The organism is Mesorhizobium sp. WSM4904, from assembly GCF_029674545.1.
Classification (GTDB): Bacteria; Pseudomonadota; Alphaproteobacteria; order Rhizobiales; family Rhizobiaceae; genus Mesorhizobium.
Map to the genome: position 1 here is coordinate 1,997,587 of NZ_CP121354.1, position 12,161 is coordinate 2,009,747.

Below are 12,161 nucleotides of genomic sequence, written 5' to 3' on the forward strand. Positions count from 1 at the left end.
AATTGCCTGAGCCTTAAGCGGCCTGCTTTTTGTGCAGTGCAAACTAAAAGGGCGGGGCGACTTCGTCTACCCCACCCTTCGGATTTTAATATGCCTAAGCAGAAGGCGTCAAAGCGCCTTTTGCAGCTCCGGCAAGATGACGAAGAGATCGCCGACGAGGCCGTAGTCGGCAACCTGGAAGATCGGTGCCTCCTCGTCCTTGTTGATGGCGACGATGACCTTCGAATCCTTCATGCCGGCAAGGTGCTGGATGGCGCCGGAAATGCCGACGGCGATGTAGAGGTCGGGAGCGACCACCTTGCCGGTCTGGCCGACCTGCCAGTCGTTCGGGGCATAGCCGGCGTCGACCGCCGCGCGGGACGCGCCAACGGCGGCGCCGAGCTTGTCGGCGACGGGCAGTATGACTTCCTGGAACTTCTCCGACGAGCCCAGCGCACGGCCGCCAGAGATGATGATCTTGGCCGAGGTCAGCTCCGGACGGTCGTTCTCGGAGAGCTTGTTCTCGACGAAGGAGGAGAGGCCGGGATTGGCCGCGGCGCCGACCGTCTCGACCGAGGCCGAACCACCCTCGGGCGCGGCCGAGAAGGAGGCGGTGCGGACGGTGATCACCTTCTTGGCGTCGGTCGACTGTACCGTCTGGATGGCGTTGCCGGCATAGATCGGCCGCTTGAAGGTGTCGGGCGAGACCACCTCGATGATCTCGGACACCTGCGCGACGTCGAGCAGGGCCGCGACGCGCGGCGCGACGTTCTTGCCGGCCGACGTGGCCGGCGCGACGATCGCGTCGTAAGAGCCGGCGAGCGACACAACGAGCGCGGCCAGCGGTTCGGCGAGACGCTCGGAAAGCTCGTCGGCTTCGGTCAGCAGCACTTTGCGAACACCTTTCAGCTTGGCGGCGGCGTCAGCGGCGGCCTTGGCGCCCTTGCCGGCAACCAGCACGTCGACGTCCGAGCCGATCTGGAGGGCCGCCGACAGCGCCTTGGCGGTCTGGTCGGAAAGGGTTGCGTTGTCGTGTTCGGCGATGAGGAGAATTGCCATTTTCCTGTTCCTTTCCTGACCGCTTCAGAGCACGCCGGCTTCGTTCTTGAGCTTCTCGACGAGCTCGGCGACGCTCTTGACCTTGACGCCCGCCTTGCGGCCGCCCGGCTCCTCGGTCTTGATGACCTTGAGACGCGGCTTGACGTCGGCGCCGTAGTCGGCCGGGCTCTTCTCGTCGAGCGGCTTCTTCTTGGCCTTCATGATGTTGGGCAGCGAGGCGTAGCGCGGCTGGTTGAGGCGAAGGTCGGCGGTGACGATCGCAGGCATCTTCAGTTCCACGGTCTGCAGGCCGCCGTCGACTTCGCGCGTCACCTTGGCCTTGTCGCCGGCAAGCTCCACCTTGGAGGCGAAGGTGCCCTGCGACCAGCCGAGGAGTGCGGCCAGCATCTGGCCGGTCTGGTTCGAATCGTCGTCGATCGCCTGCTTGCCGAGGATGACGAGGCCCGGCTTCTCGGCTTCGACCACGCCCTTCAGCACCTTGGCGACGCCGAGCGGCTCGGTCTGCTCGTCGGTCTTGACCAGGATGGCGCGGTCGGCGCCCATGGCGAGCGCGGTGCGGAGCGTCTCCTGCGCCTGCTGCGGACCGATCGAAACGACGATGATCTCTTCCGCCTTGCCGGCTTCCTTGATGCGGATCGCTTCCTCGACCGCGATCTCGTCGAACGGGTTCATCGCCATCTTGACGTTGGCGAGCTCGACGCCCAGTCCGTCGGCCTTGACCCGGACCTTGACGTTCGCATCCACAACCCGCTTCACGGGCACAAGGATCTTCATTTTCCTGTCACCTCTCCTGAGATAGTCGGGCGCGCTATAGCAGTGTGCGCCTTGTCAGAGTTGTCGAAAGCCGACATTCCGGGCGGAATTCTGGCCTTCGACCGCCAAGAACCTGTTCCACCCCGATCTTTCAATTGTGCATGATCTTTCCCGAAACCGGTTCCCGCGTTTCGGGATCATGCCCGGGGTGGCGTTTCCGTAGTGGCGGCAATCCGGCGCGTCAATATGCACGACGCACTCAAATCGGTTCAATCCCGAGGCGACGCAGCGCCGCGGCCCCATTGCGGCGCCGGCTGCGCCGGGGTTTCGGGTGTTGCCCCTGACTCTGTCGGAACAGGTATCTGCTGGACATTCGGCGTGGGGTCCGGCTCGCCGTCGGCGCCGGCAAGCAGCGGCACGCCGCGGCTGCGCAGCACCAGAACAAGAACGGAGCCGGCGACGATGCCGCCGATATGGCAGGCCCAGGAAATCTGGTCCTCGCCGCCGGCGGCAAACATCACGATCTGGAACAGTATCCAGAGGATGAGCGGGATGAAGGCGGGAATGCGCAGGGGAATGCGCGCAAAGGCCAATACCCAGACCTTAACCCGCGGATAGAGGATCAGATAGGCGGCGACCACGCCGGCGATGGCGCCGGAGGCACCGATCAGCGGCACCTGCGAATCCCAGCCAACCAACCCTTGAACGAAAGCACCCGCCGCCGCGCAAGCGAGGTAGAAGATCAGGTAGCGGATATGGCCGAGCGCGTCCTCGACATTGTCGCCGAACACCCACAGGAACAGCATGTTGCCGCCGAGGTGGAAGATGTCGGCATGCAGGAAGGAATAGGTGAGATAGCTGAGGCTTTCGGGAATGACGACGAATTCGGGCGACAGCTCGACCTTGTCGTGGACCACCGAAGGGATGAAGCCGAGGCCAAGCACCGCGGCGTTGGTGAAGTTTTCGCCTCCGAGCGTGGTCGCGAAATAAACCAGCGCGTTCACTACGATCAGGCCGATCGTCACATATTGCAGCCGGATATGGCGCAGCCTGTTGGTGTCATAGAGCGGGATGAACATCGGACCCTCCCGCCATACCTGATTGTCAGCGGTTCTTGCCGGGAACCCATAGCACGTCGGCATTTCCATTGTCATTGACCGCGCGGGCGGCGACGAACAGGAAGTCCGAGGCGCGGTTGATGTATTTCAGTGCTTCGCGGTTGACATGCTCGGCCGGGTCCTGCGCCAGCGCCACCATGATGCGCTCGGCGCGTCGCGCCACCGTGCGCGCCAAATGCAGGGCGGCTGCCGCCGGCGTGCCGCCATTCAGCACGAAGGACTTCAGTGGCTGCAGGTGCTTGTTGAGAAGATCGATGTCCTTTTCGACGCGCTCGGTCTGCGCGGCGACGATGCGCAGCGGCTCGTAGTCGAGCGGCTTGCCCTCGTCCGGCACCGCCAGATCGGCGCCGAGGTCGAAAAGGTCGTTCTGGATGCGCGAAAGCATGGCGTCGATCGCAGGATGATCCGCTCCGGTGTGCAGGCGCGCCATGCCGATGCAGGCATTGGCCTCGTCCACCGCGCCATAGGCCTCGACGCGCAGGTCGGATTTCAGCCGCCGCTCGCCGCTGCCGAGACCGGTGGTGCCGTCGTCGCCGGTGCGGGTATAGATCTTGTTGAGCTTGACCACGTCGTTCTCCTTCCGGCGAACGTCATTTGCGAGTGAGCCAGACGACCAGCAGGATCAGCGCCAGGGCCACGGCCTGCAGCAGAACGCGCGCCTGCATCAGCTTGTTGGAGGTCACGCCGGAGCCGCCGCGCATCATGTTGACGAGGCCGCGGATCAGCACGACGACTACGGCGGCCATGACGATCAGGGCGAGGATTTTGAAGACGGTTGCCATGAGCTGGCTCCAGTTCGGTTTCGGTCAGGCGCGCCTGGCGAGCACGCGGTAGAGTGCTGATGCCGGCAGGATGCGTTTGAGCACCACGCCGATCTTGGCCGGCACCGTTACCACATAGTGCGGGCGTGGGCGCTGTGACAGAAGCGCGTGGCGCAAGGCGGCGTGGACCACCTCCGGTCCCGGCTTCAGCCGCGAGACGCTGCCGCCGGCCTGCAGCCGTGCAAGCTGTGCCTTGTAGTCGGCGCGGTGGGCGGAGTGCTCGATGTCGATGTTCTTCAGGAACCACGCCAGGCCGTTGCTGGCGATCTTCGAGGTCACCGGCCCCGGCTCGATCAGCGAAAGGTGGATGCCGCTGCCTTCGAGTTCCTGGCGCATGCACAGCATCAGGCCTTCGAGGGCATGTTTCGACGCCGAGTAGGCGCCGCGAAAGCGGACCGGAGCGAGCCCCAGGATCGAGGAGCAGTGGACGAGGCGGCCGTGGCCCTGGCGGCGCATGACCGGCACGATGCGCCGCGTCAGATCGTGCCAGCCGAAGAAATTGGCCTCGAACTGCTCGCGCAGCGCCTCCACCGGCAGGTCCTCGACGGCGCCGGGCTGCGCGTAGGCGCCGTTGTTGAACAGCGCGCCAAGCGTGCCGCCCGTGCGCTCCAGCGCGGCGTCGGCCAGCGCGGCGATGGATTCCGGCTCACGATAGTCGAGATAGAAGGCCTCGATGCCATCGGCCTCGAGAGCGGCGATGTCGGCCGGTTTGCGCGCCGTGGCGAACACGCGCCAGCCTTCCGCCTGCAACGCCCGCGCGCAATAGGCGCCGATGCCTGAGGAGGCGCCGGTGACGATGATGCTGCGCAACTGTTCAGCAGTGGGCAACGTTGTCTGACCCCGGGGTTGCCATTTGCCGCAATCACTTCCCATATTCGCGGCGTCGACACAATCGAGCGGAGCGCCGGTCCTTGCTCAGGAATATCGTCGCCGTCAAGCGCGTGCTCTACGATGCGATCGGCCATTTCACGACGGACGACGGCTGGGCGATGGCCAGCCATCTGGCGATCACCTCGCTGATGGCGCTGTTTCCGTTCCTGATCTTCGCCACCACGCTGGCCAGCTTCCTCGGCGCGCGCGCCTTCGCCGACACGGCCGTGCATCTGGTGTTCGACACCTGGCCGGAGCAGATCGCCAAGCCGATCGCGCGCGAGGTGCAGAACGTGCTCACCGTGCGGCGCACCGACCTTCTGACCTACGGCGTGCTTTTGGCCGCCTACTTCGCCTCGAACGGCATCGAGGCGCTGCGCACCTCTCTCAACCGCGCCTACCGGGTCGCCGAGACGCGCGGCATCATCTACCGCCGGGTGCAGAGCATCATCTTCGTTTTGATCGCGACCGCCTGTTTTCTCGCCATCAGCGTGCTTCTGGTGTTCGCGCCGCTGCTGGCGCGGCTGGCCGAGGCGCAGTTTGAATGGATCAAGCCCTATATGGGCACGATCACGATATGGCGCTACGTCATCGCCTCGACGGTCATCGTCATCGGCCTTTTCGCCGTGCATATCTGGCTGCCGGCCGGCAAGCGCCGCTTCGTCTCGATCATTCCCGGCATCGTCTTCACGCTGATCGCCTGGCTGGCCGGTTCGACCATCTTCGCCATCTATCTCGACCACTTCTCGTCCTATGTGACGACCTATGCGGGGCTCGCCTCCATCATGATCGCGGTGGTCTTCCTCTACATGATCTCGGCCATCTTCATCCTCGGCGGCGAGCTCAACGCCTCGATCAGCCGGTATCTCGAAGCGCGCGCGAGAGTTGGCTGAGCTCGCGAACTGAGGAACTGAAGAAAAAGCGACAATAGCCGGCGGTACGTTTCCCTCTCAATTCCTCAATTCCTCAGTTCCTCAATTCCTCAGTTCCTCAGTTCCCCAGTTCCCTTTTCCTTCGTCTGCCGCGCCGTCGCCAGGGCGACGCCCAGCGTGGCTATCGCCATGCCGGCGATCTGCAGCGCATTGAGCGCTTCGCCGAACAGGGCCCAAGCGATGACCGCGGTGACGGCCGGCACCAGGTAGAACAGTGAAGCGACCTTCGACATCTCGCCGTCCCTGATCATCACCATCAACAGGAAGATGGCGCCGACCGACAGCACCAGGACCAGCCAGGCCATGGCGAAGACGAGCTCGCCGTTGATGGTGATCGTGTGCGTCTCGAAGGCGAGCGACCCGAGGATCGTCACGATCGAGCCGCCGACATACTGCCACATCGTCGCCGAGACGAGGTCGCCGCCGGAGGCGAAGCGCTTCTGCCAGATCGTTCCGGCGGCCATGCCGAGCACCGAGATCAGCGAGGCCGTCAGCGTCGCCGCGTTGACGCCGCCGCCGATCATGCCGAGCTTCGGCCAGAGCACGATGACGACGCCCAAAAGCCCGACGGCGAGGCCCGCCCAATGGCGCGGCAGGATCGCCTCGCCGAGGAATTTGCCGGCAAGCACCGCCGTGATCAGCGGCTGCAGGCCGACGATCAGCGCCGAAAGTCCGGCCGGCATGCCTCTATGGATCGCCCAGAACACGCCGCCCAGATAGACGCCGTGCATGAGAACGCCGGCCATCGTCGCGTGAAGCGCCTCTTCGCGGCTCGCCCTGCGCGAGCCGAGCAGCACGGTCAAGCCCGCAAACAGGATCGCCGCCAGCACGAAGCGTATGGCGAGGAAGGTGAAAGGCTCCGCCCACGGCATGGCATAGCGCGCGCCGATGAAGCCGGTCGCCCACAGGACGACGAAAGAGGCGGGAATGAACCGCTTGATGCTGTGCATTTTCGGGAGGAGCTCTGGCTGCGGGTGAAGAGTCAATGACGGCAATTGCTCTAATGCCGTTCAATTCGGCAAGCAAAACGAAACGGTTGATCCATAAGCTCATTCGAATTCAACAAACGGTGCCAGAGGGGCATGGCGTTAAGGCACGCCATGGGCAGGCATGCTTTTGCATCTCGGTACGACCTGGCTGCTGTTCGCGGTGGCGACCGTCGCCGTCTTCGGTTTCTTCTTCGGCACCGCGCTCGATGCCATCATGAAGGACGACGGCTTCGGCTCGACCGGAAACACGCTGCTCTTCACGCTGGGTTTCTTCGTTGCCGTCATGGTCGCCAACGAGCACGGCATCACTTTCAGGGACCTCAAACTTGCTGTGGCGTGGGGCCTGAGCGGCGCTTTCGTGTTCATCAGCGTGATGGCGCTGATCAAGGCCGGGCTGGCTCGTCTGTAGCCAGTGCGTCGAAAACCCAGCTAGAGCCCGATCAGCTGCCTGACGCCCTGCGGCGACACGCCTGCCTGCCTCAGCGCGGCAAGGCCGGTGTCCTTGAGGCTCTTCGACAATTTCCTTCCGTCCGGTCCGAGGATCAGGCGGTGATGGAAATAACGCGGCGCCGGGAGGCCGAGCAATTCCTGGAGCAGGCGCTGCACGCCGGTCGCCGCGCAAAGGTCCTGGCCGCGCACGACATGGCTGACGCCCTGCAGCGCGTCGTCGACCACCACGGCAAGATGATAGCTGGTCGGGATGTCGCGGCGCGCCACGATGACGTCGCCCCAGGCCTGCGGCCTTGCCTCGACCGTGCCCGTCGCAGCCATGGTCCCGTCGGTGAATTCGATCCACGACAGGGCGCCCGCCATGCGCGCCGTGGCGGCTTCGACGTCGAGCCGCCAGGCGAAAGACATGTTGTCGGCAATGCGCCGCTTGCGCTCCTTCATCGGCAAGGCCTTGTCCAGAGGCGGATAGAGCGGCACGCCGTCGGGGTCGCGCGGCCAGTCGCGGCCACGTTTCTCGGTCTCGGCAATGAAGGCGCGGATCTCGCCCCGGCTCATGAAGGCGGGATAAACCAGTTCCTCGGCGATCAGCCGGTCGAGCACGGCCTTGTATTCGGAAAAATGCTCGGACTGGCGCCGCACCGGCTCTTGCCAGGCGAGGCCCAGCCATTTCAGGTCGCGGTATATGCCGGCCTCGAATTCCGGCGTGCAGCGGGTGATGTCGATATCCTCGATGCGCAGCAAGAGCCGCCCGCCCGTCCGCGCCGCCATTTGCTGGTTGAGCAGTGCCGAATAGGCATGGCCGAGATGCAATTCGCCGTTGGGGCTCGGCGCAAAGCGAAATGTCAGGAGCGTCATGTCTCAGGCGGCGTTCGGGTTGAAAGGCGCTTCCGCCGGTTGATAGTTAGCCATCAATTGCCGATCTGGGAACAAGCAACGTGCAACGCATCGCCTCGCTCGACGACATTGCAGCAGGGCTGGACGCGCTCTGCCTCATCGATCCGCGGCTGGAGAAGGTGCGCGGCATGGCGGGCGAAGTGCCGCTCCGGCTGTCGGAGCCGGGATTCGGGAGCCTCGCCTCGATCATCGTCTCGCAGCAGGTGTCCCGCGCCAGCGCCGATGCCATCTTCGGCCGGCTGACCAGGCTGGTCGACCCGCTGACGCCGGAAGGGATACTTTGCGCCGGCGAGGACATTTTTCGCGAGGCCGGCCTGTCGCGGCCGAAGCAGCGCGGGTTGATCGCCGTCGCCGAAGCCGTGGCCGGCGGGCTCGATCTCGATCACCTCTGCTCGCTCGACGCCGGCGAGGCGATCGCCGCGATGACGGCCGTGCCCGGCATCGGCCCCTGGACGGCGGAGTGCTATCTGCTTTTCGCCGCCGGCCATCCCGATGTCTTCCCCGCCCGCGACGTCGCGCTGCAGACGGCGGTCGGCCATGCGCTGGGCATCGACCCCCGTCCGCCGGAGAAAACACTGATTCGGCTGGCCGAATCATGGAGCCCGTGGCGGGGTGTCGCGTCGCGGCTTTTCTGGGCCTATTACCGTGAATTGAAGGGCCGGGATGCGGCGCCCCCTGTCGAAATGGCCAAAAAAGCATGAAAATCATGCATTTTTGACCGTTTCGCGGAACGACAATCCGCTTCACATCCTTGTCATGTCGGGCTTACAGTATCCGCGCCGTTCGGTTACAGCGCCGGCCATCCGGTTGGATGAGCTAAAACGCTGTAGGACTTTTGAAGTGGCGCATGATCCTTTCCGAAAATCATACGATTTTCGGGGTCACGCGCTGAACCAAGGAGGCCAACAACGTGACGGTTGCCGTATCTCCGGATGGGCTTCCCGCGCTGGTGCTGAATGCGGACTACCGTCCGCTCAGCTATTACCCCTTGTCGCTCTGGTCGTGGCAGGACGCCATCAAGGCCGTCTTCCTCGACCGGGTCAACATCGTTGCCGAGTACGAGCACGCCGTCTCCTCGCCGACCTTTTCGATGAAGCTGCCGAGCGTGGTGAGCCTCAAGGCCTATGTGAAGCCGTCGCGGCACCCGGCCTTCACCCGCTTCAACGTGTTCCTGCGCGACCGCTTCCAGTGCCAGTATTGCGGCACGACCGACGACCTCACCTTCGACCATGTCATCCCGCGCCATCGCGGCGGGGCGACGACCTGGGAGAATGTCGTGGCCGCCTGCTCGCCCTGCAATCTCAGGAAAGGCGGCATGATGCCGGCGCAGGCCAAGATGTGGCCGCTGCAGAAGCCCTACCAGCCGACGGTGCACGACCTGCATAACAACGGCCGCCTGTTCCCGCCCAACCATCTGCATGAAAGCTGGATGGATTATCTGTACTGGGATGTCGAACTGGAACCTTGAGATCGTTCGATAATTCGGGAGGCTGGCCGCCTGAAGCAATTTTCTGCGCTTCCGGTGCTCACGGACTTAAATGTCCGCTCCGCTCCGGTTCTCGAAAATCACTTCATCCGGCTCAGCCTGCCGAATTCTTTGAACGATCCCGCGTCGGCGCCCTAAACTAGTCGCGGGAAAGCGCACTGCGGAAGGCGACGGTCGCCAGGATAAGGCTGGCGATGGCGTTCCAGCCGGCGAGCGACAGGCCGAGGATGCGAAGCGCTGCCTTGTCGCAGGAGGGCGGGACGAATTTGTCGAGCGCGTCGAGCACGCCCTTGCCGCCGGTATCGACCGGGCCGGCGCCGGCGGTGCAGTCTGCCGGACCTTTCCACCAGGCCCATTCGACGCCGGAATGGTAGACGCCGAGATAGAGGCCGTAGAGCATCAGCAGGCCGCCGATCGCCAGCAGCCCGCGCGTCACCCAGGCCGGCGCGCGCAGCATCGAGGCGATCGCCGCGACCAGCATCAGCGGCGCGCCGATATAATAGGGGGTGCGCTGCTCGAGGCAGAGATGGCAGGGGATGTAGCCGCCTATGTACTGGAAGGCGAGCGCGGAGCCGACGGTAGCCGCCATGGCAACCGCGAGAAACAGCGCGGCCCGAGTCCGCTGGCGTCCTGTGTCGGCATTCATGGTCGCTGTCATCGGTCCTGGTCCGTTCGCTTGGCTGTTACCCGTGGGCGTATCTGACGAGGATATAGAGCAAAATCAGGGCAGCGGCGCCGGCACCGACAATCGTTCCCAAACGCTTCTCGATGAACTCCTTGATCGACTCGCCGTAGCGGCGCAGCAGCCAGGCAAGCAGCAGGAAGCGGGCGCCGCGCGCGACGATCGCAAGCCCGATGAACAGCAAGAGGTTGACGCCGATGACGCCCGACAAGATGGTCACCACCTTGATCGGCGGCAAATGCGCCGCGCCCGAGGTGATCAGCATCAGGATGATGAAGCCGACGCCGGATGAGGTACGCAGCGCCTCGAACTCATCATACTTGCCGTAGAATTCGAGGATCGGCTTGGCGACCGCCTCGTAAGCGTAATGGCCGATGAACCATCCGGCGATGCCGCCCAGCACCGAAGCGACCGTTGCGATCAGTGCATAGCGATAGGCGCGGTCGGGCCTGGACAGCGCCATCGGCAGATAGAGCACGTCGGCCGGCACCAGGAAGACGGAGCTTTCGACGAAGGCGATGAAGGCCAGCCACCATTCGGCCGATTTCCTGGCCGCCAGCGACAGGGTCCAGTCGTAAAGTCCGCGAAGCATCGGCTCTCCTAATGCGGTTGACGCAATCCAGACCTGGAATTGCTCTAGTGCATGCTACCCGAAGCGCTTAGCGGTTTTGGGCAACGACAGGCAGGAAGACAAGAACCCAAAGCGCCGCAGCAGACGCTTCCGGCTGAGGCGTTTCGGCGCGCCGTCTGTCTAGAAAGTTTTTGTGCGCCGCACAATGGCAGCGTCTTCACGAAACCGTAAGGCGCGGCTGGCGCTGGCAAATCGGCAACAGGCCAGTTGACGAAAGGCCCTCGGCCCGTATAGTCCGCGCCCATCCAGGCCGCCCGGCCTGAGCCCCTATGGCGGAATTGGTAGACGCGCTCGACTCAAAATCGAGTTCCGCAAGGAGTGCTGGTTCGATCCCGGCTAGGGGCACCATTGACCGCCTTGGTCGCCAGGCTAACGCCGCCAGAAGTCACGGTGGGCAGCGAGAAGCTGGTCCTCGATTTCGGGGAAGGGGCCGTGAACCTCGACCTTCTTCTGCCCGGAACCGAGCACAACGCGCGAGGACAGGCTCATCGTCGGGTTTTCGGGATGGTCCCCGGTCAGCGTGAGAAGCTTGCTCTCCTCGAAACCGTAGACCAGCCGGCCGATATTCGCCCAGTAGAGCGTTCCGGTGCACATCGCGCACGGCTCGCCTGTCGAGACCAGCGTGCAGGTCCAGAGAAACTCCGGCGAATAGGCTGCCGCCGCGCGCCGCGCAAGTTCGGTTTCGGCGTGATGCACGGTGTCGATATTGCCCTGGCGCATGAGGATCGCGTCCTCGGGGCCGACCAGCACCGCGCCGAACGGATGATGGCCGTGCGCGGCTGCGTCGCGGGCAACGGCATCTGCCGCGAGTAGGTGGGCGATCATCCGGTCGCGCGTCATATCGCGCAGATTAAGGCACGGGAGGCGGCGCGGGAAGGGCGGGAAGTTGTCTCGACATGAAATTCCTCGCGGCCATGGGCCAGGATCACGCGATGCCTGGTCATCTTCAACCAGCCGCACCATCGACGCCGACAGCGCTGCTGCAGTTCCCAGGCGGTAGTAGGTTGGAGCTACTGCGAATTCGGTATCCCGTGCCTCTGGGTCGGACCTGCAAAGCGGGATAGAATGCCTGGCGATATGCGTCTCCGAACTGCGGAAATGCGTCGAAGCAATGGAATTCTGAGCCCTTCTTGTCCGGACGGTTGAGACGCAACCATGGCAAAAAGAAAATCGCGTGCCAGGCCCAACGGCGATCTCGTAAAGCTGATGGCGACCAGGCCGCGAGCGGTTGCCCTTGCAGCGCTGCATGTGAGTGAGTCGGTGCTGCTCGAGCTCGAAGCATCCGAACTCTTGTCAGCCGCGGAGATTAGAGGGTTGCTCAGGGACGCGTCGACGACGTTGCGCAACGCCGCCGATGAAGTGGACAACCGAAGCTGCCTCGTTGCCAGCAAAATAGTCGAGTCGATGCGGGAAAACTTCAAGAGGAACAAAAGCTGACCGGTTCGCCCCAAAACGAAATTCAAATCCTGGTGCCGGCCATTCTACGGAACAGGTGCA

General features: G+C 64.0%; 15 protein-coding genes and 1 tRNA gene. 5 read left to right on the plus strand and 11 right to left on the minus strand.

Going from position 1 to position 12,161, the window contains the following annotated elements:
* Nucleotides 1–108: 108 nt before the first annotated feature.
* From QAZ47_RS09480 to QAZ47_RS09505, 6 genes are all read right to left on the minus strand, one after another.
* The gene (locus QAZ47_RS09480; protein WP_278233056.1) at nt 109–1,038 is read right to left on the minus strand and encodes an electron transfer flavoprotein subunit alpha/FixB family protein; all 930 of its coding nucleotides are present in this window, start codon (nt 1,036–1,038) and stop codon (nt 109–111) included.
* A 24-nt stretch (nt 1,039–1,062) separates the two neighbouring features.
* Nucleotides 1,063–1,812: an electron transfer flavoprotein subunit beta/FixA family protein gene (locus tag QAZ47_RS09485; protein ID WP_278233057.1), complete on the minus strand. Its 750-nt coding sequence runs from the start codon at nt 1,810–1,812 to the stop codon at nt 1,063–1,065.
* Between the two features lie 248 nt (nt 1,813–2,060).
* Nucleotides 2,061–2,870 carry a rhomboid family intramembrane serine protease gene (locus QAZ47_RS09490; protein WP_278233058.1) on the minus strand — a complete coding sequence of 270 codons (810 nt, stop codon included), beginning with the start codon at nt 2,868–2,870 and terminating at the stop codon, nt 2,061–2,063.
* A gap of 25 nt (nt 2,871–2,895) precedes the next feature.
* Entirely contained in the window at nt 2,896–3,477 is a 582-nt protein-coding gene (locus QAZ47_RS09495) for a cob(I)yrinic acid a,c-diamide adenosyltransferase (RefSeq protein ID WP_278233059.1), read from the minus strand.
* Nucleotides 3,478–3,499: 22 nt separating this feature from the next.
* Nucleotides 3,500–3,691, minus strand: a complete 192-nt coding sequence (locus QAZ47_RS09500; RefSeq protein WP_278206479.1) for a twin transmembrane helix small protein — start codon at nt 3,689–3,691, stop codon at nt 3,500–3,502.
* A gap of 24 nt (nt 3,692–3,715) precedes the next feature.
* Nucleotides 3,716–4,603: an SDR family oxidoreductase gene (locus QAZ47_RS09505; protein WP_278233060.1), complete on the minus strand. Its 888-nt coding sequence runs from the start codon at nt 4,601–4,603 to the stop codon at nt 3,716–3,718.
* Nucleotides 4,604–4,641: 38 nt separating this feature from the next.
* On the opposite strand from QAZ47_RS09505, the gene QAZ47_RS09510 reads away from it, so the two are divergent.
* Nucleotides 4,642–5,493, plus strand: a complete 852-nt coding sequence (locus tag QAZ47_RS09510) for a YihY/virulence factor BrkB family protein (RefSeq protein ID WP_278206481.1) — start codon at nt 4,642–4,644, stop codon at nt 5,491–5,493.
* Between the two features lie 89 nt (nt 5,494–5,582).
* Here QAZ47_RS09510 and QAZ47_RS09515 read toward each other — a convergent pair whose 3' ends face one another.
* Nucleotides 5,583–6,482: a DMT family transporter gene (locus QAZ47_RS09515; RefSeq protein ID WP_278233061.1), complete on the minus strand. Its 900-nt coding sequence runs from the start codon at nt 6,480–6,482 to the stop codon at nt 5,583–5,585.
* Between the two features lie 160 nt (nt 6,483–6,642).
* Between QAZ47_RS09515 and QAZ47_RS09520 the strand changes: the two genes are divergently transcribed.
* On the plus strand, nt 6,643–6,930 hold the full coding sequence (locus tag QAZ47_RS09520; RefSeq protein ID WP_278206484.1) for a hypothetical protein: 288 nt from the start codon (nt 6,643–6,645) through the stop codon (nt 6,928–6,930).
* 20 nt (nt 6,931–6,950) lie between these two features.
* Here QAZ47_RS09520 and gluQRS read toward each other — a convergent pair whose 3' ends face one another.
* Nucleotides 6,951–7,826: a tRNA glutamyl-Q(34) synthetase GluQRS gene (gene gluQRS, locus QAZ47_RS09525; protein WP_278233062.1), complete on the minus strand. Its 876-nt coding sequence runs from the start codon at nt 7,824–7,826 to the stop codon at nt 6,951–6,953.
* A gap of 80 nt (nt 7,827–7,906) precedes the next feature.
* Between gluQRS and QAZ47_RS09530 the strand changes: the two genes are divergently transcribed.
* Nucleotides 7,907–8,566, plus strand: coding sequence for a DNA-3-methyladenine glycosylase (locus QAZ47_RS09530; RefSeq protein ID WP_278233063.1), 660 nt, complete (start codon nt 7,907–7,909; stop codon nt 8,564–8,566).
* Between the two features lie 209 nt (nt 8,567–8,775).
* Nucleotides 8,776–9,333 (plus strand): HNH endonuclease, encoded by a 558-nt coding sequence (locus QAZ47_RS09535; RefSeq protein ID WP_040970486.1) that lies wholly within the window; start codon nt 8,776–8,778, stop codon nt 9,331–9,333.
* A gap of 157 nt (nt 9,334–9,490) precedes the next feature.
* Here QAZ47_RS09535 and QAZ47_RS09540 read toward each other — a convergent pair whose 3' ends face one another.
* A complete protein-coding gene (locus QAZ47_RS09540; RefSeq protein WP_278206488.1) occupies nt 9,491–10,009 on the minus strand; it encodes a disulfide bond formation protein B in 519 nt (172 codons plus the stop codon).
* A 25-nt stretch (nt 10,010–10,034) separates the two neighbouring features.
* The gene (locus QAZ47_RS09545) at nt 10,035–10,625 is read right to left on the minus strand and encodes a YqaA family protein (protein ID WP_278206489.1); all 591 of its coding nucleotides are present in this window, start codon (nt 10,623–10,625) and stop codon (nt 10,035–10,037) included.
* A 302-nt stretch (nt 10,626–10,927) separates the two neighbouring features.
* Here QAZ47_RS09545 and QAZ47_RS09550 point away from each other — a divergent pair.
* A tRNA-Leu gene (locus tag QAZ47_RS09550) sits at nt 10,928–11,012 on the plus strand.
* A 21-nt stretch (nt 11,013–11,033) separates the two neighbouring features.
* Here QAZ47_RS09550 and QAZ47_RS09555 read toward each other — a convergent pair.
* Nucleotides 11,034–11,504, minus strand: coding sequence for a nucleoside deaminase (locus QAZ47_RS09555; RefSeq protein WP_278206490.1), 471 nt, complete (start codon nt 11,502–11,504; stop codon nt 11,034–11,036).
* Nucleotides 11,505–12,161 lie beyond the last annotated feature (657 nt).